The sequence below is a fragment of the Microterricola viridarii genome (assembly GCF_900104895.1).
GTDB classification, from domain to species: Bacteria; Actinomycetota; Actinomycetes; order Actinomycetales; family Microbacteriaceae; genus Microterricola; species Microterricola viridarii.
In genome coordinates this window covers 1,127,730-1,151,923 of the sequence record NZ_LT629742.1, presented here as the reverse complement: position 1 = coordinate 1,151,923, position 24,194 = coordinate 1,127,730, and the positions used below count along the sequence as shown (strand labels likewise).

The following is a 24,194-nucleotide window of genomic DNA, read 5'->3' as shown; positions in this document are numbered from 1 at the left end:
GGTCATCATGAATTGATGGCACACTGGGGCGATCAGACACAGGGCGCGCCCGGTGGGAGGCCTGCGATGGCACCGCGACGCGAGCAGGAAGAAGGGCCGGATTCGCCCCGCACCACGTGCCCGTGTCTGGCGTCGTCCGAGACGGCCGCACCAACAACGCTCACATGATGCCGGAACGACTCCGGCCCTTGACTATCGGGTGGAGATATGACGTCAGAGAACGCCCTGAAGATCCGTGCCGGCCGGCAGCGGAATGAGGCGCGTCACCTCAACGGGGCGGGCAAGCCTGCCCGCGAGCGATGCGTTCAGCGCGGCGACGGCTGGTCCCTCGCCGTGGGAGTCGAGGAGCTCGGCGGACTCCCACTTCTCAATCATCACGATCGTGTCATCGGGAGCACGGTGGATGGCGTACAGCTCGCAACCGGGCTCCTCATGCACGGCCGCGATGGCGGGCAGCAGGGCCTCGTGGACGGCATCGAACTGGCCGGGCGCGGGCGTGAATACAGCGGTAACTACAACAGGATTGGTCATGGTGATCCCCGATGATACAGACAGCGAGCATCCGGATTGCAACTCGAGAGATATTCCGATCCGACCGACATTCCTCCGTCATACTGCTCTCTGCGGCGGCCCTCGGGCTGATTCTGGCGAACAGCCAGCTCGCGGGAGCAGCCCTCGCGGTGAAGTTCCATCCACTCGCCGTGGCCCCACTCGGGATCGACCTGACACTCGGCGGATGGGTCGCCGATGCGCTGCTCGTGGTGTTCTTCTTCATCGTCGCGGCCGAGCTGAAGAATGAGCTCACCCTCGGCCAGCTGAACACGCCGCGAAAGGCGGCTGTTCCGCTGATCGGCGCGGTCTTCGGGGTGGCAGGGCCGGCCGTGCTCTACCTCGTGATCGGCGGCGGCACCGCGGTCGAGGGTTGGCCGATCCCGACAGCCACGGACATTGCGTTCGCCCTCGGGCTGCTGGCCGTGTTCGGCCGCGGCCTTCCCTCGAACCTGCGAGTCTTCTTGCTCGCACTCGCAGTGCTCGACGACCTCATCGGCATCATTCTGATCGCCGTACTCTTCTCCAACGACGTGAACGGTGCGGCACTCGCGGCCGCCGCACTGCTGGTGGTCTGCTTCGCCGTGCTCGCCAGGCGTCTTGGCCGCTCGCCTGTCGCCATCGGCACACTGCTCGGTGGCCTCGCGGTGCTGTGTTGGTACGCCGTGCTGCAGTCCGGCGTGCACGCGACTTTGACCGGTGTGGCTCTCGGGCTGGCGCTCCCTGTTCGCTGGGGACTATCGGCCGCCCACCATCTGCAGCCGTGGTCGAACGCCATCGTGCTCCCGCTCTTCGCATTCTCGGCCGCGCTCGTGCCGATCCCGCAGCTCGACGAGTTGAGCCCGGTCTTCCTCGCACTTGCAGTGGCGTTGCCCGTCGGCAAGGCGGTCGGCATCACGATCGGCGGCCTGCTCGGCGGGTTGCTCGCCCGCCGCACAGGGGCCGCTCGCATCGAGTTCGGTGACCTCATTGCGATCGCCGTGACCGGTGGGCTCGGATTCACCGTTGCCCTGCTCATGAATCAGCTCGCTTTCGCGGGGCAGCCCCAGCTCATGGACCAAGGCGCGCTCGGCGTGTTGACCGGCTCGGCACTGTCACTGCTGCTCGGCGCCGCGTTACTGCACTGGCGCGCGCGGGTGCACCGGGCCCGGGGCGCCGGCCAGGGGACAGCGGAGTCAGGGTCTGGAGCGCTTGCCACTCACGAGTCGGTGGCGGCGGGCGATGCCCCTGCGCACGGCTGAAGTGAAGCACCCGCCGCCGCCGCCGCGAACTATGCCCGGTGCACTCCGGCGCTCCGGTGCTGCTCCGAATCGTCGCGGTGCCGGAGCACCGCGTCCCGGGTGAGGTTGAGCGAATCGGTCATGGTGTCGAACAGGCTCTGTGCGAGGCGCACGAACAGCACGTCGGTCACGGCGAGCTGTGCGGTGCGGCTTGCCGTCGCCCCGGAGCGGAAAGCGTTCTCGCGGGCCTGGGTCGTCAGCAGGATGTCGCAGAGCGCGGCCATCGGCGATCCCGGGTCGTTGGTGATCCCGACGGTCGTCGCGCCGGTCCGCCTCGCCTCGCGCAACAGCCCCAAGATCTCTGGCGTGCCGCCGGAGTGGGAGACCGCGAGCAGAACCCCGCCAGGGCCGAGCAGCGCAGTCGACGAGAGCGCGAGGTGCACGTCCGGGTGGTAGGAGCTCCGCCGCCCGATGCGCTGCAGCTTCATCGTGAGGTCGCGGGCGGTGAGCCCGGAGGAGCCGAAGCCGGCGATGAGCACGTCGGGCGCGAGCACGAGGGCGTCGCGGATGCGGTCGACGGCCTCGAGATCGAGCTCGCGCAAAGTGTGCTCGATCGCCTGGGTCTCTTGGAAGAGCACCTTCGCGGCGACGTCGGCGACGGTGTCTGCCGGATCGATGTCGCCCGTCAACACGTTGGACCGGTCGAGGTCGGCCTGGTCGCGGCTGGTCGTGCCGACCAGGTCGAACCGGAACTCGCGGTAGCCCGAGTATCCGAGGCTCTGGCAGAACCGGGCAACGGTCGCCGGCGACGTGCCGCACAGCTCCGCCACCCGGGTGATCGGGTTGTCGACGACGATGCGGGGATCAGCGAGGATCGCTCGTGCCACGCGCGCCTCGGCGGCGCTGAACCGCTCGAGCGAGCCCTGGATCCTCGTGAGTGCGCGCACTAGCTCGCCGTCGCCTCGGTGATCGCGGTGCGCAGGAATCCGCCATTGCCCTCGAGCGCTGCCACGGCGTCGGCGGCGGGGATACCCGCCTCGATCGCCAGGATGGCGGCCTTGACCCACCCGCCGGTCGCCTCCAGCGCGGCCGCGGCGATCGCCGGCTCTGCGCCGGTGGCGAGGATGACGGTTCGCTCGCTGCGCGCGCGCAGCTTCTCGTTCGTCGCGCGAAGGTCAACCATGAGATTACGGTAGACCTTGCCGGCTCGCACCATGGCTCCCGTGCTCAGTGTGTTGAGAACGAGCTTCTGCGCGGAACCCGACTTGAGCCGCGTCGAGCCGGTGAGCAGCTCCGGGCCGACCTCGGTCTCGATGGCGACCTGTGCCGCGGCGCCGATCGCCGAGCCCGGGTTGCAGGAGTGCGCAACGGTGAACGCACCGCGCTCGCGGGCGCGGGTCAGTGCACCGACGACGTACGGGGTGCGGCCGGAGGCCGAGATGCCGACCAGGGTGTCGTTCGGGCCGAGGTCGAGGCCGTCGACGTCGTGGGCGCCGGACTGGGCGTCGTCCTCTGCGTTCTCGACGGCGGTGTGGATGGCGGTCACGCCTCCGGCGATCCTGCCGATGATGACGTCCTCGGAGATGCCGAATGTCGGCGGGGCCTCACTGGCGTCGAGGATTCCCATGCGTCCGGCCGTCCCGGCTCCCATGTAGATGAGCCGACCGCCACGCGCCATTCCCTCGACGATGCCCGCAAGGGCCGCCGTGATCTGCTCGGCCTGCGCGAGAACCGCGTCGGCGACGGCGCGCTCGCTCTCGATCATGGCGTGCACGAGCCCGGCGTCGTCCAGCAGGTCGAGATCGGGGTAGCGCTCGCCGACCGTCTCGGTCGGCAATGTGCCGAGGAAGTCGCGCAGCTGCCCCCGGCCCTCGAGTGCGTTCGAGTTATCCACGGATGATCCTCTCTTCATAGCCCAAGTCGGTGCGCGTGATGATGAGCGCGGCTCCGTCAAGTGCATTCCCGCGAGACGGGATGATGGTGATGCCGGCTTCCGCGAAGGTAGCGGTCAGCTCGGCGGAAAAGTACGGGTGGTCGGCGACGCCGCCCCAGACAGCGATCTCGGCGGTTGCCGCGGCGCGCGCCGTGTGGGCGAGCGCGTCGCAGGCGCGCACCACGATGCCCCTGGCGACCGCGTCGCCCTCCCCGGCGGCGTCGAGCACATCGGGGGTGAAACGCCCCAGGCGGCGGGCCGGGTTGCCCTCTGCGCTGACCCAGGCGGGCATCGCGGCGAGGTCACCGACCAGGTCGCGGGCGCGGTCGGTCAGCGCGGTCGCGGGGCCGCGCCCGTCGAAGTCGCGCAGGGCGGCGATGAGACCCTCCTGGCCGATCCACCGCCCGCTTCCCTCGTCGCCGAGCCATGGGCCCCATCCGTCGATCTGACGGGTGGCGCCGTCGTCGGCGACCGCGTAGGCGATCGCTCCGGTGCCGATGATCAGGATGACTCCGCCGCCGCCACCGAAGACGCCGGCGTGTGCTGCGAGCGCGTCGTTGATGAGGGCAACCGGGGCCCCGGTGAACTCGTGCACCGCCGCGACGAGATCCCGTGCGACGTCGCCCGCCGCCTCCACACCGGCCGCGCCGATGCCGACGCCGGCCAGGGACGCGCGCTCCCCTGCGGGAAGCCGCAGGAACACCTCGCGGATCGCCTCGGCAGAGCGCGCCGGCCCATCGAGATCGGCGATGCCGGGGGCACCGGGGCCGCTCTCGTCGGCGATCACGCCGTTGGCGTCGAACAGCCTGAGGCGGCACGACGTCTTTCCCAGGTCTACCGCCAGATAGCGCGGCTCAGTCATCACGGTGTTCTCCGGTGGGGTGGGGCGCGGCGGCCAGGCTCAACCGAGAGATCCCGTCGAGTGGCGCCGGCAGGGTGAAGCCATTCGGGGCCGGGCTGATGGCACCGGCGATCCTGGCGATTCCGTGCTCGAGGCTCACCGGGATGCGGTGCCAGGAGCAGAAGCCGAGGAACGCGAAGAGCAGCGACTCCTTGAACTCGGGGTCGATGCCGAGCTCATCGCTCGTGCGCAGGCGCACCCCGTCGCGGGCCAGGGCGTCGGCGAGCTCTCGAACCAGAGTGGGGTTCAGCACGCCACCGCCGGAGGCGACGACGGTGCGCACCTCTGGCCCGCTGCCGCGCAGCGCATCGGCGACGCTGGTCGCCGTGTAGCGGGTGAGCGTGGCGATCAGGTCGGGGAGTTCGAGGCGCACCCCAGCCGTGGCCAGGGCGCTGCGAACGATGGCCAGGGTAAACGTCTCCCGGCCGGTGCTCTTGGGCGACGCCTGTCGGAGGTACGGATGCTCGAGCAGCGCCGCGAGCACACCGTCATGGACGGTGCCCGCGGCGGCGAGCGCTCCGTCGCGGTCGAAACCGAGCACGCCGCCCGTGTGTTCTGCAACGCTCGCGTCGATCAGCACGTTCGCGGGGCCGGTGTCGAAGGCGAGGGCAGAACCGTCGGGGCGGAGGATCTGCAGGTTGGCGATGCCGCCGAGGTTGAGCGAGGCGACGTCGACGGCGGGGCCGAAGAACGCGGCGTCGAACAGGCCCATGAGGGGCGCGCCCTGGCCGCCAGCGGCGATGTCCGCTGCACGGAGGTTGGCGAGCACGGGGGCGCCGGTGGCCTCGGCGATCCATGCCGGTTCCCCCAGCTGCAGGGTGCCGCGCGCACGACCGTCCTCGACCCAGTGGAACACGGTCTGGCCGTGGGAGACGACGAGGTCAGGCTCGAGGCCGCACTCAGCGACCGCGGTGGCCGCGGCGGCCGCGAAGCCCTGCCCGATCTCCGTCGTGAGCGCGGTGTGCGCACCGGCGTCCAGGCACTCGCCGTCGGCGTACGCCAGGATCCGGGCACGAAGTTCCGGTTCCCAGTCGAGCGTGCGCGTCCATCGCGAGACGAGCGTGAGATCGGGTCTGGCCCGATCGCCGCTCGTGGTCGCTTCGACCACGGCGACGTCGATGCCATCGGCGCTCGTGCCTGACTGCAGCGACAGGATGATCACGCCGGGACCCCGGCGCGGGCGAGAGGGGCGCAGACGAGCTCGGCGACGAGGCCGGCCGCCAAGGCGGAACTGGCGCGCGCGTCGATCCGGTCCAGGGTGCTCGGGCAACCGGGCTCTGGGACCACTCCGACGTTGACGACGACGGCGTCCGGCCGGGATGCTGCAAGGCGGGCGAGCGCGTCGCGCTGGGCCCCAGGAACGCCGATGCGGTCGACGAGGACCACGAGATCGGCGCCGCCCGGGATCTCGGCGAGTGCCCTGTCGAGGTGTTCGACGACGGGTGCGGCCTGCTGTGGCATCCGCGCCGGGGTCACGACGTCACGGTGCGCTGCGAACGCGCGTCGGAACGCGTCGGACTCGCTGGCGACGGCCAGGGTCGCGCGGGCGCGCAGGTCGAGCAGGAAGAGCCGCTCCTGGGTGCGAGCAACGGTGCCGTGGATGCCGATGGCGGCCGCGACGGCGGGCGCCCAGTCGGGCTCCGCGGTCTCGGACTGGGCGAGGCCACGCGCGGCGTCCAGCTCGGCTGCGAGCAGGCGGACCCTGCTGGCTGCCCGGCGAAGCTGATCGAGGTCGAGCTCGCCCGACGCCACGGCCGCCAGCAGTGCGTCGCGCACCTCGAGGTAGTCGTGCCGGTCGGCGTCGGCTTCGCCCGAGCCGCCGAGGTTGGTGCGGGGGTTGCCGATGCACAGCAGATCGGCCCCGGCCTGGATCGCCGCAACGGCGCCCGGTCCGGCTCCCACGCTTTCGCGGATCGCCGCCATGTCGAGCGCGTCGGTCACGATGACGCCCTCGAAGCCCAGGGCCCGGAGCTTGCCGAGGATGACGGGGTTGAGCGTGGCCGGTGCCTCGCCCCACGCCGGAACACGGATGTGCGCGGTCATGATGGTGCGCACGCCCGCAGCGATTGCAGCGCGGAACGGTGCAAAGTGCACGTCCTCGATCTCGCTGGCCGCGATGCTCAGCTCGGGCAGGGCCAGGTGCGAGTCGGAATGGGTGTCACCGTGTCCGGGGAAGTGCTTGGCACAAGCCGCGACGGCGCCAGAGGCCTGGATGCCGCGCACCGTCGCCGCGACGTGGGCGGCGACCGTCGGGGCATCGGCCCCGAACGAGCGCACGCCGATGACGGGGTTCGCCGGATTGGTGTTCACATCGGCGACTGGCCCGAAGACCAGGTTGACGCCGACGGCGCGGGCGCGCGCGGCGAGTGCTGCACCCACCGCGGCGCTCAGCTCCGGGTCGTTCACGACGCCCAGCTGCGCCGGGCCGGGGACGGTCGAGCCGTGTACGGACTCCAGTCTGGTGACCGTGCCGCCCTCCTCGTCGGTCGCGATGAGCGCGTGTGGCCGGTGGGCACGAATCGACGCGGAGAGCGCCTCGGTCTGCGCGGAGATGTTCTGGCCGAAGTAGACGACGCCGGCAACGCCGTCATCGAGGGCGTCGGCGAGCCACTGCGGCAGCTCGGTGCCGAAGAAGCCGGGAACGATGACCCCGTTGACGGCCTCGAGGACGTCCCGGTCCGGGGTGTGCGCGGCGGCGCTCATCCCTTGACCGCCCCTGCGACGAGGCCGGAGGAGAGCTTGCCCTGGACGACGATGAAGAAGATCATCACGGGCAGGGTGATCAGCGTGGACGCCGCCATGACGCTGCCCCAGTCGTTCGAGTTCTCACCGAAGAACTGCTTCAGGCCGATGGCAACCGTGTACTTGTCGCTGGCACCGCCCAGCATCGTCATCGCGAAGATGAACTCGTTCCAGGCGGTGATGAAGCTGAATACGCTGGTGGCGACGAGGCCCGGCATGACGAGAGGGAGCATGACGGAGCGGAACATCCGCCACCAGCTCGCGCCGTCCAGGAACGCCGCCTCTTCGAGCTCGACGGGCACCGCGGCGACGAAGCCGCGCAGCATCCAGATGCCGAACGGCAGCGAGATGGTGATGTAGACGATGACGAGGCCGAGCAGCGTGTTGAGCAGGTGGAGGTCTCGCACCTGCACGAACAGCGGGATCACGAGGGCTTCCATCGGCACCATCTGCACGATGAGGATCATGAGCAGCATCGAGGTGCGGAACTTGAAGCGGAAGCGCGCCACGGCGACCGAGGCCAGCAGCGAGAGCACCGCGCTGCACACCACGACGGCGCCGGCGACGATCAGCGAGTTGCGCAGGAAGACTGCGAAACCGCCGTCGTTGAGCACGTAGATGAAGTTGTCGAGGGTGAGCTCGGACGGGAACAACCCCGTCGATCCGCTCGCCGCGTTCGCATCGAACGCGCTGGACATCATCCAGTAGGCGGGGAAGAGGGTGAAGACCAGGAGCAGCGTTACGAGGGCGCCGACGATCACATTGCGGCGAACGCGTGCGGGGGTGATGTTCCGGCTCACAGCTCGTCCTCCTTCATAAGCACCCGAATGTAAATGATGGTGATCACCAGCAGCACCAGCGTGAGCAGCACGGCGATTGCGGAACCGAATCCGTACTGGTTCTGACCGAACGACTCGACGTACGACCAGACGCCCAGGTTGAGCACACTGCGGTTGGTGCCTGAGCCTCCCGGCATCAGGTAGACCTGCCCGAACACCTTGAAGTCCCAGATCGTCGACAGGATGATGACCACCGTGAAGACCTGCTTGAGCGAGGGGAAGGTGATCTGGAAGAACCGGCGAATCGGCCCGGCGCCATCCATCTGGGCGGCCTCCAGCATCTCCTTGGAGACGCCGAGCAGGCCGGCCATCACCGTGATGGCCACGAAGGGGAACCCGTGGTGCACGACGTTGATGAGCACGATCAGGTAGAAGGTCCACCGGTTGGTGAACCAGTTGAACGGTTCGTCCATCAGTCCGGCGCCCATGAGGAGCTGGTTGACGATGCCGTTGTCCGCGTCGAAGATCCACACCCAGACGTAGGTGCCGGTCACGGCGGGCATTGCCCAGGCGACCATGATCGCGCTGCCGACGACGGTGCGCCAGAACCTCGAGAGGTTGGTCATCAGGATGGCGACGAGGGTGCCGAGCGCCACGGTGCACAGCACGGCGGCGATGGCGAAGAGCACGGTGTTGGGCAGAACGACCGACCACAGCTGCGGATCGGTGAGCGCCGCGACGTAGTTGTCGACGCCGATGAAGTTGGTGTCCCCGCTGACGATCTCGCGCAGTCCGTAGTCCTGGAAGGAGAAGAGCAGGACGCGAACGAGGGGCCAGAGGAGGAGGACGGCCAGCACGATCAGTGCCGGCGCGAGCAGGAGCCACGGCCGTGCGGCGGCGATCGTGATCGCCTTGCGCCGCCGGGGGCCGGGGCCTCCGGCCGCCGGGGAACCAGAGGTTCCCACAGCGGCCGGCGACTGAATCGTGGTGGTCATCGACTCTCTGCTTACTTCTTGTTGAGGATGTCGGTCATCTCGGCAGCGGCGTCGGCAGAGGCCTGCTCAACCGTCTTCTCACCGGAGAGGATCGACTGGATCATCGTGTTGGTGGTCTTCTTGGCTTGCACAGCACCGAACTTCGGCGTGACGGGGAGCGAAGCGCCGCCGTCAACCATCTGGGTTGCGAACGCCTGGGTGATCTCATCGGCGTTTGCGACGGTGGCGTCGAGTGCCGTGGTCTCGCCCGGGAAGTAACCACTCTGGCTGGCCCACTCGGTGGCAAAGTCACCGGTGGTCATCATGCTCATGAAGGTCCAGGCGAGGTCCTTGTTCTTGCTGGACTCGAACATGCTGAGGTGCGAACCACCGAGCATCGACGGGCTGATGCCCGAGGTCTGGCCGGGGATCGGGAACGAGCCGATCTTGCCTTCCAGCTCCGGGTTCTTGTCGAGGATCGTCGCGGGGGTCCACGAACCCATGACCGCCATGCCGACCTTGCCCTGGGCGAAGTTGTCGAGGACGTCGGTCTCCTTCCAGGTGGTTGCACCGGAGGTGGACGAGCCGTGCTGGAGTGCGAGGTCGGTGTAGAACTTGATTCCGGCCTGCGACTTCGCGCTGTCCAGACCCGAGGTCCAGGTGTCGCCCTTCTTCGTCGCTACCTCGCCACCGGCACCCCAGACCCAGGGGTAGGTGAGCTGCTCGGCGTCGCCGGCAACCGGGAACGGGATGATGTCGGGGTTGCTCGTCTTGAGCGTCTCGATTGCCGCCTGGAACTCTGCCCAGGTGGTCGGCACGGCGATGCCGGCTGCCTCGAAGATGTCGGTGCGGTAGATGACCGAGCGAACGCCGGCGTACCACGGCATGCCGTAGAGCGTGTCGTCGAGCGTTCCAGCCTCGACCAAGCCCTCGACGAGCTTGCCGTCGAGGCCTGCCTCGGTGACGTAGTCGTCGAGCGGTGCGAGTGCACCGGACTCAGCGAACTCCGCGGTCCAGGTCGTGCCGGTCTCGGCGATGTCGGGGGTGGTCCCGCCGGCGATTGCAGTGACGAAACGGTCGTGAGCGTCTGCCCACTGAACCATCTCGACATTGAGCTTCGCGCCGGTCTCCTTTGTGAACTCGTCACCGACGCGCTCGAAGAACTCGTCGGATTCGGTGTTCGTACCCTGCATGATCCAGACGTTCAGGGTTTCACCCGTGGCGTCAGTGCCACTTCCACCGGTAGCTCCGGAAGAACAAGCCGTCAGGCTCAGTGCAGCCGTTGCCAAAATGGCGAGCGGCAGGTAACGCTTTTTCATAGCAAGTCTCCTCATTGATGGGCGTGAGCCCGTAATTGCGTATTGAAAATAGTATCCAAGCTGTTGCGTTCGCGCGAAAGTAACTTTCATGCGACGTGAATACGATACCTCCTGATTCGCGCTCATTTGTCCAGAACGCCACTCTGGAGGGGCACGAAGCCCTACTCGGGGAGAATTCCCAGCGCGGCCGTCAGGGCTGTGACCTGCGCGCCGTCAGCCAGCGAGCCGCGAGCACCAGCAGCAGCCCAATGGCCGCGCCGAGCGCCGTCTCCAGCAGCCGGTCGATCAGCAGAGTGCCGACGGGCAGCGGACTGGCCAGGTGGGCGACGCCGAGCGCCAGCGGGGTCACGAAGACCAGCGCGGCACCGTAGTGCCGCCCGACGAGGATCTCGGCACAGAACTGCGCGATGACCACGGCGATGACGATGGCGAAGGGCGGCGGCTCGGGGAAGAGCAGCACGCCGGTCACCACGACGCCGACTGCGGTGCCGACGATCCGGTGCACGGAGCGCGAGATCGAGTGTCGTGCGTGCGGTGGCGGGATGACGGCGACCACGCTCACCACAGCCCAGTAAGGGTGTCCAATGCCGAGCGCCGTCGCGACGGCACCGGCGAGCAGCGCCCCAAACACGTTCTGGGCGACCGCCACCCACAGAGCGGGCTCCCGAACGGCGGCCCACCGCACCCGTGGCGATCGGGTCAGCTGCTGGAACCAGCCGTCGTCTCCCTCGCGTCCGGCCCGCCGCAGCAGCCAGCCGGACATCGTGATGGCGAGTGCGAACGCGGCCGAGGCAGCGGCGAGGCCGATGCGCAGCGGAACCTGCTCTGGCGGGGTCGGCAGTGCGGCACACACCAGCAGGCCGAACACGAAGAACAGCGGGGTCGGCGGGAAGAGCCCGTAGACGGCGGCGACGACGATGCCGCCCACGATCACGACGACGAGCGCAGCGGCGACGAGGACGTTCGCGGCTCCGCTGGCGGCCAAGATGGTGCCGAGCGCGACGCTGAGCACAAGCCCGATCGCGGCGATCCCCGCGCTGCGCAGCCGCACTCGATAGGGTTCGCTGCGCCCATACAGCGCCGTCATCGCCCCGAAGGAGGCGTAGGCGGCGAGGTCGAGCCGGTCGAGGGCGAGCAGGAGGAACAACGGAACGGCCACCGCGATCGCCGCCCGGGTCGCCACCTCGAAGTCACGAGGCTTCAGTGACCGCAGCCGGGCCGGGAGCGACTGTGGAGCGTCGTCTGTCATGCGACGCTCCCCTACAGTTTCTCGATGGGCTTGACGCGAAGCGTCAAGAAAGGCGGCAGCCCAGTTCCAAGGAATCCCATGATTCGTGACCGCTCGCTACAGTTTCTCGATCGGGGCGATCTTGATCAGGAGCTTCTTTGCGCCCGCCGTGTCGAACTGCACGTGCGCGACGCGCTTGGTGCCCTCACCGGTGACCTGGTTGACGCGGCCCTCGCCGAAGTCGACGTGCCGGATGCGATCGCCGGCCTCCAGGGTGAGATCGCCGTTGTCGCGCACCTGCGCTGTGACCTTGTTCGCCCACTCCGTCTTCGGCTTGGGGGCCGGCGGCAGCTCGCCGCCGAAGCGGTCGGAACCGCTGGAGCCGCGGGAGCCGTAGCCGTCGCGGCGCGCGTTCAGCGCGCGCGGCTGCGTGCCGCCGCGCGAGTTCGCCATGCCGGGCGACTGCCGCCACTCGATGAGGTCGCCGGGGATCTCCTGCAGGTAGCGGCTCGGCATCGCCACGTTCGTCTCGCCGAACTGGGCACGCGTCATCGCGAGCGAGAGGTAGAGCCGCTTCCTGGCCCTGGTGATGCCGACGTAGAACAAACGCCGCTCCTCGGCCGGGCCACCCGGCTCGCTGGCCGACATCTGGTGCGGCAGCAGGCCCTCCTCGATGCCGGTGAGGAACACGGAGTCGTACTCCAGGCCCTTGGCCGTGTGCAGGGTCATCAGGGAGACGGTCCCGCTGGAGTCGTCGAGGTCGTCGGCCGCGGCCACGAGCGATACCTGGGTGAGGAAGTCGATCAGGCCGGCATCCGGGTTCTCCTTGACGAAGTCCTTGGTCTGCGCGAGCAGCTCCTCGACGTTCTCGGCGCGGGTCTCGTCTTGCGGGTCGCGGCTGCTGCGCAGCGTCTCGAGCAGGGTGCTCTCGGTCAGCAGGAAGCCGAGCACCTCGCTCACGCTGGAGACGCCGGCCGCCGAATCGGATGAGCGCTGTGCCGGGTCGAGCATGAGGGCGGCCTCGTCGAGCAGCCTGGCCAGTTTGACGATGGCACCGGTGACCTTGGGCCCCATGCCGAGGCTGCCCGCATCACGCATGGCCTGCCGGAAGCTGATGCCGTTGGCCTCGGCGAAGCTGGCCAGCTGCGTCTCGGTGGCTGGCCCGATGCCGCGCTTGGGCGTGTTCAGGATCCGGCGCAGGGCGAGCTCGTCGGCCGGGTTCGCCACGGCGATGAGGTACGCCATCGCGTCCTTGATCTCGGCCCGCTCATAGAACTTGGTGCCGCCGACGACGCGGTAGGGCACGGCGGAGCGCACGAAGATCTCCTCCAACGCGCGGGTCTGCGCGTTGGTGCGGTAGAACACGGCGATGTCGCGGTAGGCGACGCCCTCGCCGCGCAGCTTCTCGATCTCGTCGGCGATGAACTGGGCCTCGTCGTGGCCGGAGTACCCGGTGTATCCGATGATCTTGGCGCCGTCGCCGATGGCCGTCCAGAGCTTCTTGTCCTTGCGGTCGAAGTTGTTGGAGATGACGGCATTGGCCGCGCTCAGGATGTTCTGCGTCGAGCGGTAGTTCTGCTCGAGCAGCACCACCTTGGCGCCCGGATAGTCGCGCTCGAATTCGACGATGTTGCGGATGTCGGCGCCGCGGAAGGCGTAGATCGACTGGTCGGAGTCGCCGACGACGGTCAGCGATGCGCCCGGGATGGCCCCGGTCGCGTCTTGCAGCGAGCGCACGTGGTGGCCGGCCGTGTCGAGCTCCGCGACGACGTGCGGCTCGATCGGCCGGGTGAGCTCCTTGATGAAGGAGTACTGGGCGTGGTTGGTGTCCTGGTACTCGTCGACGAGGATGTGCCGGAACCGGCGCTGGTAGAGCGCGGCGGTGGCCGGGAACGCCCGGAACAGGAACACCGTCTCGGCCAGGAGGTCGTCGAAGTCCAGCGCCTGCGCGGCGCGCAGGCGCTTGGTGTACTGCCGGAAGATCTCGACGAACATGACCTCTTGCGGGTCGTTGAGGTTGGCGTTGCGCGCGTAGCTGTCGACATCCGCCAGCTCGTTCTTGAGCTTGGAGATCTTGTTCGAGACGCCCGCCGCGGTGAAGCCGAGGGTGTCGGCCGAGAGTTCCTTGATGATGCGCTTGATGACGTTGCGCGAGTCGGCGGAGTCGTAGATGGTGAAGCTGCTGCTGAGCCCGGCCCGCTCGGCCTCTGCGCGCAGGATGCGCACGCAGGCGGAGTGGAAGGTGGAGATCCACATGCCGCTGGAGGCCTGGCCGAGGAGCTGCTCGACGCGCTCGCGCATCTCGGCTGCGGCCTTGTTGGTGAAGGTGATGGCGAGGATCTGGCTGGGCCAGGCCTCGCGGCTGCCGATCAGCCCGGCGATACGGTGGGTGAGCACGCGGGTCTTGCCGGATCCGGCGCCGGCCACGATGAGCAGGGCGGGGCCGCGGTATTCGACCGCTTCGCGCTGCTCGGGGTTGAGGCCGTCGAGCAGGCTGTCTCCCCCGGCCCAGGCACCGCCGCCGGGCAGCCCGCCCGCTGAGGCCCCGCCGGGAACGAATCCCGCCGGCGGCGCCGCGTTGTTGGCGCCCAGGGTCGACGGGAAGCCGGCCGGCCCATCGTGCACGATCATCGGTCGCGAGTCGGTCGGTTCGTCGGGGTCAAAGAGAGTGCTCATGTCTGCTCCCAGTGTAGGCGGGGCCGCTGACAGAGGGCTGCCCGGCCCGCTGGCCTCACGCCGCCGGGCGGAGGCTGTCGCGCACGGCGACGGCCAGGTCCGGGTGATCGGCGAAGACGCCGTCGATGCCGGTGCCCATGATCAGCTCGAACTCGCCCCACCAGTCCCCGTGGCGGGCCTGGCCGACGCCGGCGCGGTGGGCCGGCAGCAGGAAGCGGTTCTCCGGGCGCAGCGTCCACGTGTACACCTCGAGCATCGCCGAGTGGGCCAGGTCGACGAGGTCACTCGTCTGCGGCGTGCCCGCGGCATCCTGCCGCACGATCATGGAGCGGTCGACGCTGATGCCGTCGACGAGGCCGCCGAGCGCGTACAGGCCCGCCTCCGTCACGAAGTCGGCGTAGCTGTTCGCCGCCGCGCCGTGGGCCAGCCGCTGGTCCTCCGGCGTGCCGGACGCCTCGATGAGGAAGACCTTCCTGCCGCCGACTCCGCGCGCGGTCAGCTTGCCGAGCACGGTCAACTCGAAGGACTCGACGATGAGCCGGCCGTCGCCGCCGCGCCAGCCCGCGTCGTCCAGCTCTGCGGCGAAGAGCTCGTCCAGCGGCAGGCCGATCGATTCGAAGTAGCTGGCGTGCTTGATCTCGGCGACGAGGCCGAGGTGCCGGCCGTGGCGCTCCGCGCTCTCGTCGATGAGCTCGAAGAGGTCGCGCAGCCGCAGGATCGGGTAGCGGCCGTCGAAGGCGGTGTTCGCTGGACGCATCTTGGGCAGCCGCTCCCGGGCGCGGAGCGTGCTGAGCTCACCCCAGGTGAAGTCCTCGGTGAACCAGCCCGTCTGCTCGTGGCCGTCGATGGTCTTCGTGGTGCGGAGCCCGGCGAACTCCGGCCGCGCCGCGACATCCGTCGTGCCGGAGATCTCGTTCTCGTGCCGGAGCACGAGCACCCCATCGCGCGTCGCCACGATGTCGGGCTCGACAGCGTCCGCGCCGAGGGCGAAGGCGAGTTCGTATGCGGCAGCGGTGTGCTCGGGGCGGTAGCCGCTGGCGCCACGGTGGCCAATGATGAGCGGGGAGGCGTGCGACATGGCACAAGGGTAATCGTCACGAGGGCGTCGGCGCTGCAACAATCGAAGCAATGCACTCGCTGACACCACCCTCCACGCGCGCCGAACCGACGCGCGCGCTGCCCCTGCGCTGGGGCAGCTACAACGCCCGCCTGGTCGCCGGCGCATCCGCGATCCTGCTCGGCGTGGCGTCCGTGCTGTTCACCAGCACCTACAGTCTGCCGTTTCTCGCCGTCGGCTCCCTGCTGCAGATGGCCGGCTGGATCGTGCTGCCGGCCCGCGGCTGGCGGCGCCTGGTGGCGCTCATGCCCGCCCTGTTCGTGTCGTGGCTGATGCTGGCCGGCTCCGACTTCGCGGTGTTCACCACGGTGATCCTCGCCGGTTGGCTGCTCGTGATGCAGCGCCCGCCGCTGGCGTGGATCACCCTCGCCCTGCCGCTGGCCGCCGGGCTGGCCTGCAGCGTCTGGTTCGCCAGCTACGAGCAGAATTGGGCGGTGTTCGCTCTCAGCGGCGTCGCGGTGCTGATCGGAGCCCGGCTGGCCCGCCGAATTTCCCGCGTTCTGCCAGCCAGATCGGGTAGTTTAGAGGCATAGCACCCGCACGTGGCGAGCTCGTCGTGTGCGCTTCGCCCCGAGCCCCAGAGGATCCCATGGCACTCGAGAACCCCGCATTCCGCAGCCCAGCCTTCACCGGCAACACCTCCGTCTCCAACGCCGTCTCGGTCGAGGAGCTGCAGGACATCTACAACCGGCCCACCGCCGGTGCCGGCGAGACCGACCGGATGACGGTCGAAGACACCGTCGTGAAGACCGCGCTGTCCTTCGGCGTGCTCGTGATCGGTGCCATGCTCGGCTGGGTGACCGCCACGACGATGCCGTTCCTCTTCGCGATTGCCGGCATCATCGGCTTCGTCCTGGCACTCGTCAACATCTTCAAGAAGGAGCCGTCGCCGGCCCTGATCCTCGCCTACGCGGCGGCGCAGGGCGTGTTCGTCGGCGCGATCTCGATGTTCTACGAGACGCAGTTTGACGGAATCGTGCTGCAGGCGGTGCTGGCCACCCTCGCCGTCGTCGGCGTGACGCTCGCCCTCTTCGCCAGCGGCAAGATCCGCGCCTCCAAGAAGGCCACCAAGGTGTTCCTGATCGCCATGGTCGGCTACCTCGTGTTCTCGCTCCTCAACGTCGTGCTGACGATGACCGGCGCGGTCAGCAACCCGTGGGGCCTCCGCGGCGATGACCTCTTCAACACCGGAATCCCGATCGGCCTCGTGCTCGGCGTCCTCGTCGTCATCATGGCCGCGTACTCGCTCGTGCTCGACTTCGACTTCATCCAGAAGGGCGTCAAGAATCGCGCACCGCGCAAGTACGGCTGGACCGGCGCCTTCGGCATCATGGTCACCGTCATCTGGCTGTACCTGGAGATCCTGCGCATGTTCGCGATCGCGCGCGACTAGTCGCACGCTGACACCGCTTCACGGAAGGGCCGCCCGGAAGGGCGGCCCTTCCGCGTTCCCGGGGCACTGCCCGGCGGCATCCGGCCCGTCGCGGCCCTCGGTGTGTCTCGCGGCCCCCGCTATGCCACGGGCCGCGAGACATACCGAGGGCCGCGAGGCTGAAGCCGAGGCGGATGCCGGGGTGGCGCGATCAGGCCGGCCCGCGGGGTATCGCGTTATGACACAGAAGGCCGGACCCCTCACACCGAACTCGCATGCACGATGCGGTTCAGCGGGGTCCGGCATTCTGTGCCAGTGTTTGAGCTGAGGAGCGAAATGCCCGCGCTCAGCTCAAACGCCTACTCCCATTCGATGGTTCCCGGCGGCTTGCTCGTGACGTCGAGCACGACGCGGTTGACGCCGTCCACCTCGTTCGTGATGCGGTTCGAGATCTTCGCCAGCACGTCGTACGGCAGGCGGGTCCAGTCGGCGGTCATCGCGTCCTCGGAGGACACCGGGCGCAGCACGATCGGGTGACCGTAGGTGCGGCCGTCGCCCTGCACGCCCACGGAGCGCACATCGGCGAGCAGCACGACCGGGCACTGCCAGATCTCGTTGTCGAGGCCGGCGGCGGTCAGCTCGGCGCGCGCGATGGCGTCGGCCTTGCGCAGCAGCTCGAGGCGCTCTTCCGTGACCTCACCGACGATGCGGATGCCGAGGCCGGGGCCGGGGAACGGCTGGCGTCCCACGATGACCTCGGGCAGGCCGAGCTCGCGGCCGATGGCGCGCACCTCGTCCTTGAAGAGGGTGCGCAGCGGCTCGACGAGCTCAAACTGCAGGTCCTCCGGCAGACCGCCCACGTTGTGGTGGCTCTTGATGTTCGCGGTGCCGCTTCCGCCGCCGGACTCGACGACATCCGGGTACAGGGTGCCCTGCACGAGGAAACGGATCGGCTCGCCGTCGGCGCTGGCCTCGGCGACGAGGTCGCGCTCGGCCTGCTCGAAGCTGCGGATGAACTCGCGGCCGATGATCTTGCGCTTGGTCTCGGGGTCGCTGACTCCGGCCAGGGCGTTCAGGAACTGCTCGCGGGCGTCGATCGTGACGAGGCGCACACCGGTGGAGGCGACGTAGTCCTCCTCGACCTGGCGGCGCTCGTCCTGGCGCAGCAGGCCGTGGTCGACGAAGATGCAGACGAGCTGGTCGCCGACGGCCTTATGCACGATGGCGGCGGCCACGGCGGAGTCGACTCCGCCGGAGAGGCCGCAGATGACGCGGCCGGAGCCGACCTGCGCCTGGATCTTGGCGACCTGCTCGGCGATGACGTTGCCGCTGTTCCAGTCCGCGGCGATGCCGGCGGCCCGGTGCAGGAAGCTCTCCAGCACGTGCTGGCCGTGCTCGGAGTGCTTGACCTCGGGGTGCCACTGCACGCCGTAGAGGCGCTTCTCGTCGTTGGCGAATGCGGCGACGGGGGTCGACTCTGTCGAGGCGAGGACGGTGAAGCCCTCCGGCGCCTTCGACACGGAGTCGCCGTGGCTCATCCAGACCGTCTGCTCGGTCGGCTGCTCGGCGAGGAGCACGTTGCCGGTGGCATCCGTGACCGTCACCGGGGTGGCACCGTACTCGCGGTTGCCGGTCTGTGCAACCTCGCCGCCGAGGGCGGTCGCCATGACCTGGAAGCCGTAGCAGATGCCGAGCACGGGCACGCCGAGCTCGAAGATGGCCGGGTCGAACTGCGGCGCGCCCTCTTCGTAGACCGAGGACGGCCCACCGGAGAGAACGATGCCGATCGGGTTCTTGGCCACAACCTCATCGGCGGTGATCGCGTGCGAGACGATCTCCGAGTAGACGGATGCCTCGCGCACGCGTCGTGCGATCAGCTGCGCGTACTGGGCGCCGAAGTCGACGACCAGGACGGGCCGCTGCGCGGTGTGCGCGTCGGCAGGGGGGACGGGGTCGGTCACGCGTGTGCCTCCACGGGGTCGGTGGCCGCCGCTTCACGGGTGGCCAGGTAGGTTTCCACCTCGCGTGCAACGCGCACCTCGAGGAAGAAGGACAGCAGGGGGATGATGCCGCCGAGGGCGAGCAACAAGAACTTGGGGAAGAGCCACCGCATCAGGCTCCACAGCTGGAAGCAGGCGAAGAGGTAGACGACGTAGAACCAGCCGTGCGCGATGAGGATGCCCGTGGACAGGTTCGCGCCGTCGCCGGTGGACTCCCAGCCGGTGGCGGTCTCGATCATCGGGGCGAAGTGCAGGAAGCCGGCGTTGCCGAATCCGTACAGTTCGAGGTGGAAGGCGTACTTCAGGATCATCTCTGCGCACAGCAGCAGCAGCATGACACCGGTGATCACCGAGGTGATCTTGTAGAACGTGACGGCCTTCCGAATGCGCGGGAATACAGCGGGTTTCGGCTCGAGGGGCATGGGACTAGTCTACGCGCGGTTGCTGAGCGATTCGCCAGCGGATGCGGCGGCGGCATCGTCCTCGGCTTCTTCGCGTTCGCGCTCCCACTGGTCGCGCACCAGGCGGTACCAGAGGAACACGGCGAAGCCCGCGAACACGGCCCATTCGACGGCGTAGAAGATGTTCAGCCAGTTCAGCTCGACCTCGGGGTTGGGCTCCGGGGAGTCGATCTGGACGAGCCCGGCCGGCGGCTCGGCCGAGACGATGTAGGCCGAGTACACCGAGCGGTTGTCGAAGTCGGCCCAGAGGTTGATCAGCGCGGAAACGGCAAGGGCGCGCATCACGCGCGCGCTGGCGGCATCGGTGGGGAACTCCGGCCCCTCGGTCGGCAGCAGGCGACCGGTCAGCGTGACGCTCTCCCCGGAGGCGTCCTGCTCGGCGAGCTCGGCGGCGACGGCCTCGGCGGTCTCGGCGTCGGCGGCCCAGCCGCGGGCGACGGGGATCGCGGGCTCGCCCGCTGCATCGATCTGGAAGTGGCTGACGACCCAGAACCCGGCGGTGCCGCCGTTCAGGCGGCCGCTGATGATCTGCTCGTCGCCGACGACGTAGCGCCCGTCGACGGAGACCATCTGGCCGGTCGCGCTCTGCTTGATCGGGGCATCGGGGCCAGCGATCTCGGCGAGCGGCTGCACGATCTCGGTGGAGCGATCGGCGGTCTGCCCGGCGTCGACCGCGCGCGCGATCTGCCACTGTCCGAGCACGGCGAAGACGGCGGCGACGGCGAGCGCGCCGAGAAGAGCGAGAACCCAGCGAGGGCGCAGCATGATCGAGAGCATGTGGTGAATCGTGTCCTGCGGGTCGTGGCCGGTGTATCGGCGGCGGAGTCGGCGGCGCCACCGGCGCCGAACTCGACACCCCCAGCGTAGCGCGCCTTTGCTGGGCGGATGCCGCTGGCGGCCGTTGCCCGCACGCCCAGTGGGGCCCGTGGCAGCGCGCGGGCGCCCCACGCCACTTCGGCGCGTTCTGCGCCAGCTCAGCTGGCGCAGAACGTGTCGAAGTGGCGTGGCACGATGGCCGGGGTGCCGTGCCGCGTAGCCTCCACAGTGGCGGGCGCACGGTGCGTTCTGCACAGCCCCGGCGCGACACGGGTGAGCGTGGCCGGGGACACTGAGACTGGGTCGCATGACTGCTGATCTCCCCGTCGCCGCCGGCGGCCTTCGGCTCGCCCGAGACGCCGAGGCCCTCGGCATGCACAGCCGCTTCGTGACGGCCCGCGACTCACGGCAGCTCATTCCGGTGCGCCGCGGCGCCTACCTGCCGCGGGAGGAGCTGGCGAAGATGAGCGCCGTCGCGCGGTATCGCGCGAACGCTCTCGCCGCGGCGGCGCAACGTCGACGGCCCATCTTCGCCGGGTTCACCGCTGCCGTGTTCTGGGGCCTTCCCGTGCTGGACGCAATCCCGAACGATATCTTCCTCCTGGCGCAGTCCGCATCGGGCCGACGACGCAACGCGGTGGTGGAGTTCTCGCGCCGCGACGCTGTGGAGATCGTCGAGCACAACGGCCTGATCATGACGTCGTTGCCCGACACCCTCGTCGACGTCGCGCGCACGCTCCCCTTCGCCGCCGCGCTGTGCATGGTGGATGCCGCGCTGCACACGCCGCGGTTCGGCGCCGCGGTTGCGCTGTGCACGAGGGCGGAGCTCCTCTCCGCTTTCGAGCGTCGGCTGCCGTTCAGCGGCAGCCGACGGGTGCGGGTCGTGCTCGAGCGTTGCAGCCACCTCGCGGACAGCCCGTTGGAGACGCTCAGCCGCGTGCAGCTGGAGGATCTCGGCTTCCCGGAGCCGGTGCTCCAACTGCCCGTGCAGTTGCCGCGTGCGGGGCGCATCGTGTGGCTCGATTTCGCCTGGCCGGAGTACGGCGTGTGGGGAGAGGCGGACGGCGACGGCAAGTATCTCGGCAACGCCGTGAGCGGCGGCGACACCCGCCCGGCGGCACACATCGTGGTGGAGGAGAAGAAGCGCGAGAACGCCGTCCGAGCGGCCACGCGATGGAATTGCGGCCGGTGGGATTGGCGGGAGGCGCGGGAGTCCGCGCTTCTGCGGGCGATCCTGCGTGAGGCCGGCCTGCCCGTCACCCGGCGGCCGTGGCGCACGCAGTAGACGCTGCTGCCACTGCGCCGGACGAGCACCGGTGCCGCCGCCCCGCGCGGTGCCGGGTGACGCCACTTCGGCATGGCCTGCGCCATTCGGGCTGGCGCAGGATGTGCCGAAGTGGCGTCGCGCGGGGTCTTGGGGTGGGGTGGGCGGGAGCGGGAGACCACACGGAGGAGCCCGCGCGATGCGCGGGCCCCTCCTGCTGTGTTCCCCCCGGTCTCTGTTCCCCCGGTCTAGGCGGAGCGGCGGCGCAGGCGCACCACTCCGGTGCCAAGCATTCCGAGCCCGGCCAACAGCAGCAGGGCGGCTGCCATCGCCGTGTCGAAGCCCTGCACACCCGTCGTCGCCAGGCTGCTGGCCGGCGCGGCAGGCTTCACGGGGGCGGCCGGCACGATCGGCTCCAGCGGGTCAATCGGCTTGATCGGGTCGATCGGCGCCTGGGGCTTGACCGTGTGGCTCGCGGTGCTCGCGTCGGCGGCGGCGAAGGAGCCGTCACCGAGGTAGCTGGCCGTGATCACCCGGTCACCGACGGCGAGGTCCGCGGTCGAGAGACTGGCGCTGACGGCATCCGCCACCGTGCGGGGTGCGGTACCTGCGGCGGGTGCCGCACCGCCGACCGCAACCGGGGCGCCGAACGGCTTGCCGTCGACCGAGAACTGCACGAAGCCGCTCGGCACGTGCCCGGTCGAGGTCTCCGGCTGCACCGTCGCGGTGAAGCTGGTGCTCTGCTCGGAAACGCTCTCGGCCGGCACGTCCAGCGCGATGCTGACCGGAGCCAGCAGCACCGTGTGTGCGAGTGCCTCGGCGTCGGATGCCGCGAAGGACGCGTCCCCGGCGTAGTGCGCCGTGATCTGGCGGTCTCCGACGGCCAGCGCCTCCGGCAGGGTCAGGGCGTCCACGGAGCCATCGGCGTTGAGCGTCGCGAAGGCGATCTCCTCGCCGTCGGCGCGGAACGCGATCGATCCGGTCGGGATGCCTGCCCCCGGTGCCACGACCGACAGGGCTGCGCGCAGTGTCAGCGGCTGGCCGAAGGTCGACTCCGCGCTGTCGGCGGTCAGCGAGATCGCGGTGGCTGCGTGCTCCACCGTGATCGTGAGCGACGCGCCAGAACCGGCGTAGTTGTCGCCACCCGTGTAGGCGGCGCTCAGCTCGTAGCTGCCGACCGGGAGTGCGCCGAGCGGGAGCGTTGCGACTCCGGCGGAGACGGGAACGGTTGCGAAGGGAGCTCCGTCGAGCTCGAACTCGATCTCACCGTCGGGGACGCCCGCACCGGGGGCGACGACGCCGAGCGTCGCGCTCACGGTGACGGCCTGGCCGAACACGGCCGGGCTCACGTCGCTGGCGAGGGCCAGATCTGTCGCTGCCTGCTCGACACGGAACTCGATCGGACCGTCCTCTGACCCGTCGTAGTGCACGCCGTCGGTGAAGGCGACGGACACCGTGTGGGTGCCGACCGTCCAGAAGGCGTGCTCCAGGGTCGCCGTGCCGTTGGCGAAGGCGGTGGCGGTGAGCGGAATCCCGTCGACCGTGAACACGACGGAGCCCGTGGGGGTTCCGGCGCCGTTCGGGCGGACAGAGACGTCCGCGCTCAGCGTGATCGCCTGGCCCACCAGCGGCGCGCCGATCGCGGCGAGCGTGGTGTCGGTCTCGGCGAGCTCGACCTCGTGCCGGAGGCCATCACCCTCGTCGCCGACAGGGAACGCGGATGCAGTGAAGTAGGTGTCGCCGGAGTAGCTGGCGCTCAGCTCGTGCAGTCCGACCTCGAGGTCGTCAATGTCGATCTCGGCCAAGCCACCGACCACAGCGGCTTCGTCCAACACGACTCCGCCCGCGTAGAAGGTGACCGTTCCGGTCGGCTCGGTGCCGACGGCAGCCATTCGGTTCGCAACGGCCGCGTCGCGGGCCGCGCTGATCTCGGCGGTCAGGGTGACGTTCTCGCCCCACACCGAGGTCTCGATGGACTGGCTGAGAGCGAGCAGGCTCTGGGACTTGACGACACCCAGGTCGCTCTCCACCGACTCCGAGTGCGTGAAGGAGCCGTTGCCGCTGTAGAAGGCGGTGAGCTTCAGCGTTTCCAGGCCGGTCGACGTGAAGTCGCTCGCGGTGAAGTCGCTCGGCATGAAGACGATCGTGGCAATGCCCGAAGAATCGACGGCGACGCTCTCGATCAGTGTGTCGTCGGCGGTCCGCAGCTCGACGGTGCCGTCGAGCAGGGCATCGGCGGGAGCAACCGGGCTGACCGTGATGGTGGCCGTGACCGATTCGCCGAACTCTGCCGGCGCCGGCGAAACGTCCAATTCAGTTGTGGTCGAGCCTTGGGCGACGGTGACCTCGTAGTCGATGCTGCTGGACTCGCGATAGGCGCTGTCTGCGGACGGGCTGAATCGCGCGGTAATCGTGTGCGTGCCGATCGGCAGGACCACAGCAGGGAAGCTCGCGGTCGTTCCCGACAGCGCGACCGCATCGCCGATCGGCACGCTACCTGCGCCGAAGAGCGCAACGGTGCCGGCGAGCGGGGCGTCCACACCGCCCTGCCCGGTCACCGTCGCGGTGAAGTCGATCGGCGCGCCGACCACGGTCGAGGCTGGGCTGGCCGACAGCGCGGTGCTGGTCATGTAGCTCGGCGTGAATCGCAGCACTACGGTGCCTGCGCCTAGCGAGGCCAACGCCGGCGCCGGAGCCGTCACCCCGTCCGCAATGTGGTTGGTGCCACCGCCACCGCCGCCGCCGGCACCGTTCGCGCCGAAAACGGTCGTGCCCCCTGCGCCGCCGAGCAGACCGCCACCGCCACCGCCAGCACCACTGGAGTCGCGGTTAGATGCGTGGTG

20 protein-coding genes are annotated in these 24,194 nt (G+C 69.3%); 4 read left to right on the top strand and 16 right to left on the bottom strand.

Annotated elements, in window-relative coordinates:
• Positions 1-213: 213 nt before the first annotated feature.
• Positions 214-531 (bottom strand): putative quinol monooxygenase, encoded by a 318-nt coding sequence (locus BLT62_RS05255; RefSeq protein ID WP_083363111.1) that lies wholly within the window; start codon positions 529-531, stop codon positions 214-216.
• An 11-nt stretch (positions 532-542) separates the two neighbouring features.
• Between BLT62_RS05255 and BLT62_RS05250 the strand changes: the two genes are divergently transcribed.
• On the top strand, positions 543-1,790 hold the full coding sequence (locus BLT62_RS05250) for a Na+/H+ antiporter NhaA (RefSeq protein ID WP_083363110.1): 1,248 nt from the start codon (positions 543-545) through the stop codon (positions 1,788-1,790).
• A gap of 29 nt (positions 1,791-1,819) precedes the next feature.
• Here BLT62_RS05250 and BLT62_RS05245 read toward each other — a convergent pair whose 3' ends face one another.
• The 11 genes from BLT62_RS05245 to BLT62_RS05195 all read right to left on the bottom strand — a co-directional run bounded on the left by BLT62_RS05245 (position 1,820) and on the right by BLT62_RS05195 (position 15,399).
• On the bottom strand, positions 1,820-2,716 hold the full coding sequence (locus tag BLT62_RS05245; protein WP_083363109.1) for a MurR/RpiR family transcriptional regulator: 897 nt from the start codon (positions 2,714-2,716) through the stop codon (positions 1,820-1,822).
• Positions 2,716-3,663 carry an N-acetylmuramic acid 6-phosphate etherase gene (gene murQ, locus BLT62_RS05240; protein ID WP_231919355.1) on the bottom strand — a complete coding sequence of 316 codons (948 nt, stop codon included), beginning with the start codon at positions 3,661-3,663 and terminating at the stop codon, positions 2,716-2,718. Before murQ ends, BLT62_RS05245 begins: the two co-directional genes overlap by 1 nt.
• A complete protein-coding gene (locus tag BLT62_RS05235) occupies positions 3,656-4,564 on the bottom strand; it encodes an N-acetylglucosamine kinase (protein WP_083363107.1) in 909 nt (302 codons plus the stop codon). The genes murQ and BLT62_RS05235 overlap by 8 nt, the downstream gene beginning before the upstream one ends.
• Entirely contained in the window at positions 4,557-5,765 is a 1,209-nt protein-coding gene (locus BLT62_RS05230) for an anhydro-N-acetylmuramic acid kinase (RefSeq protein WP_172829642.1), read from the bottom strand. The genes BLT62_RS05235 and BLT62_RS05230 overlap by 8 nt, the downstream gene beginning before the upstream one ends.
• On the bottom strand, positions 5,762-7,306 hold the full coding sequence (locus tag BLT62_RS05225; protein WP_083363106.1) for a glycoside hydrolase family 3 N-terminal domain-containing protein: 1,545 nt from the start codon (positions 7,304-7,306) through the stop codon (positions 5,762-5,764). Before BLT62_RS05225 ends, BLT62_RS05230 begins: the two co-directional genes overlap by 4 nt.
• Positions 7,303-8,133 (bottom strand): carbohydrate ABC transporter permease, encoded by an 831-nt coding sequence (locus BLT62_RS05220; RefSeq protein WP_407937571.1) that lies wholly within the window; start codon positions 8,131-8,133, stop codon positions 7,303-7,305. The genes BLT62_RS05225 and BLT62_RS05220 overlap by 4 nt, the downstream gene beginning before the upstream one ends.
• An 8-nt stretch (positions 8,134-8,141) precedes the next feature.
• Positions 8,142-9,119 carry a carbohydrate ABC transporter permease gene (locus BLT62_RS05215; protein WP_083363105.1) on the bottom strand — a complete coding sequence of 326 codons (978 nt, stop codon included), beginning with the start codon at positions 9,117-9,119 and terminating at the stop codon, positions 8,142-8,144.
• Between the two features lie 11 nt (positions 9,120-9,130).
• A complete protein-coding gene (locus BLT62_RS05210; RefSeq protein ID WP_231919353.1) occupies positions 9,131-10,291 on the bottom strand; it encodes a sugar ABC transporter substrate-binding protein in 1,161 nt (386 codons plus the stop codon).
• Positions 10,292-10,607: 316 nt separating this feature from the next.
• The gene (locus BLT62_RS05205) at positions 10,608-11,666 is read right to left on the bottom strand and encodes an FUSC family protein (RefSeq protein ID WP_083363103.1); all 1,059 of its coding nucleotides are present in this window, start codon (positions 11,664-11,666) and stop codon (positions 10,608-10,610) included.
• A gap of 96 nt (positions 11,667-11,762) precedes the next feature.
• Positions 11,763-14,321: an ATP-dependent helicase gene (locus BLT62_RS05200; RefSeq protein WP_083363102.1), complete on the bottom strand. Its 2,559-nt coding sequence runs from the start codon at positions 14,319-14,321 to the stop codon at positions 11,763-11,765.
• 55 nt (positions 14,322-14,376) lie between these two features.
• On the bottom strand, positions 14,377-15,399 hold the full coding sequence (locus BLT62_RS05195) for a glycerophosphodiester phosphodiesterase family protein (protein WP_083363101.1): 1,023 nt from the start codon (positions 15,397-15,399) through the stop codon (positions 14,377-14,379).
• Positions 15,400-15,449: 50 nt separating this feature from the next.
• Between BLT62_RS05195 and BLT62_RS05190 the strand changes: the two genes are divergently transcribed.
• Both BLT62_RS05190 and BLT62_RS05185 read left to right on the top strand, forming a co-directional pair.
• Positions 15,450-15,971, top strand: a complete 522-nt coding sequence (locus BLT62_RS05190; RefSeq protein WP_083363100.1) for a hypothetical protein — start codon at positions 15,450-15,452, stop codon at positions 15,969-15,971.
• 56 nt (positions 15,972-16,027) lie between these two features.
• On the top strand, positions 16,028-16,831 hold the full coding sequence (locus tag BLT62_RS05185; protein WP_083363099.1) for a Bax inhibitor-1/YccA family protein: 804 nt from the start codon (positions 16,028-16,030) through the stop codon (positions 16,829-16,831).
• 338 nt (positions 16,832-17,169) lie between these two features.
• Here the strand turns inward: BLT62_RS05185 and guaA are convergent, their stop codons facing one another.
• Genes guaA through BLT62_RS05170 form a run of 3 tightly spaced genes read right to left on the bottom strand, consistent with a single transcriptional unit; the run spans position 17,170 to position 20,036 of the window.
• Positions 17,170-18,771 (bottom strand): glutamine-hydrolyzing GMP synthase, encoded by a 1,602-nt coding sequence (gene guaA, locus BLT62_RS05180; protein ID WP_083363098.1) that lies wholly within the window; start codon positions 18,769-18,771, stop codon positions 17,170-17,172.
• Positions 18,768-19,232: a DUF3817 domain-containing protein gene (locus tag BLT62_RS05175; RefSeq protein WP_083363097.1), complete on the bottom strand. Its 465-nt coding sequence runs from the start codon at positions 19,230-19,232 to the stop codon at positions 18,768-18,770. Before BLT62_RS05175 ends, guaA begins: the two co-directional genes overlap by 4 nt.
• Positions 19,233-19,241: 9 nt before the next feature.
• Positions 19,242-20,036, bottom strand: a complete 795-nt coding sequence (locus BLT62_RS05170) for an SURF1 family cytochrome oxidase biogenesis protein (protein ID WP_083365317.1) — start codon at positions 20,034-20,036, stop codon at positions 19,242-19,244.
• 358 nt (positions 20,037-20,394) lie between these two features.
• On the opposite strand from BLT62_RS05170, the gene BLT62_RS05165 reads away from it, so the two are divergent.
• Entirely contained in the window at positions 20,395-21,372 is a 978-nt protein-coding gene (locus tag BLT62_RS05165) for a hypothetical protein (RefSeq protein ID WP_083363096.1), read from the top strand.
• Positions 21,373-21,599: 227 nt separating this feature from the next.
• On the opposite strand, the gene BLT62_RS05160 is transcribed toward BLT62_RS05165, so the two are convergent.
• Entirely contained in the window at positions 21,600-24,005 is a 2,406-nt protein-coding gene (locus BLT62_RS05160; RefSeq protein WP_172829641.1) for an Ig-like domain-containing protein, read from the bottom strand.
• Between the last annotated feature and the right edge of the window lie 189 nt (positions 24,006-24,194).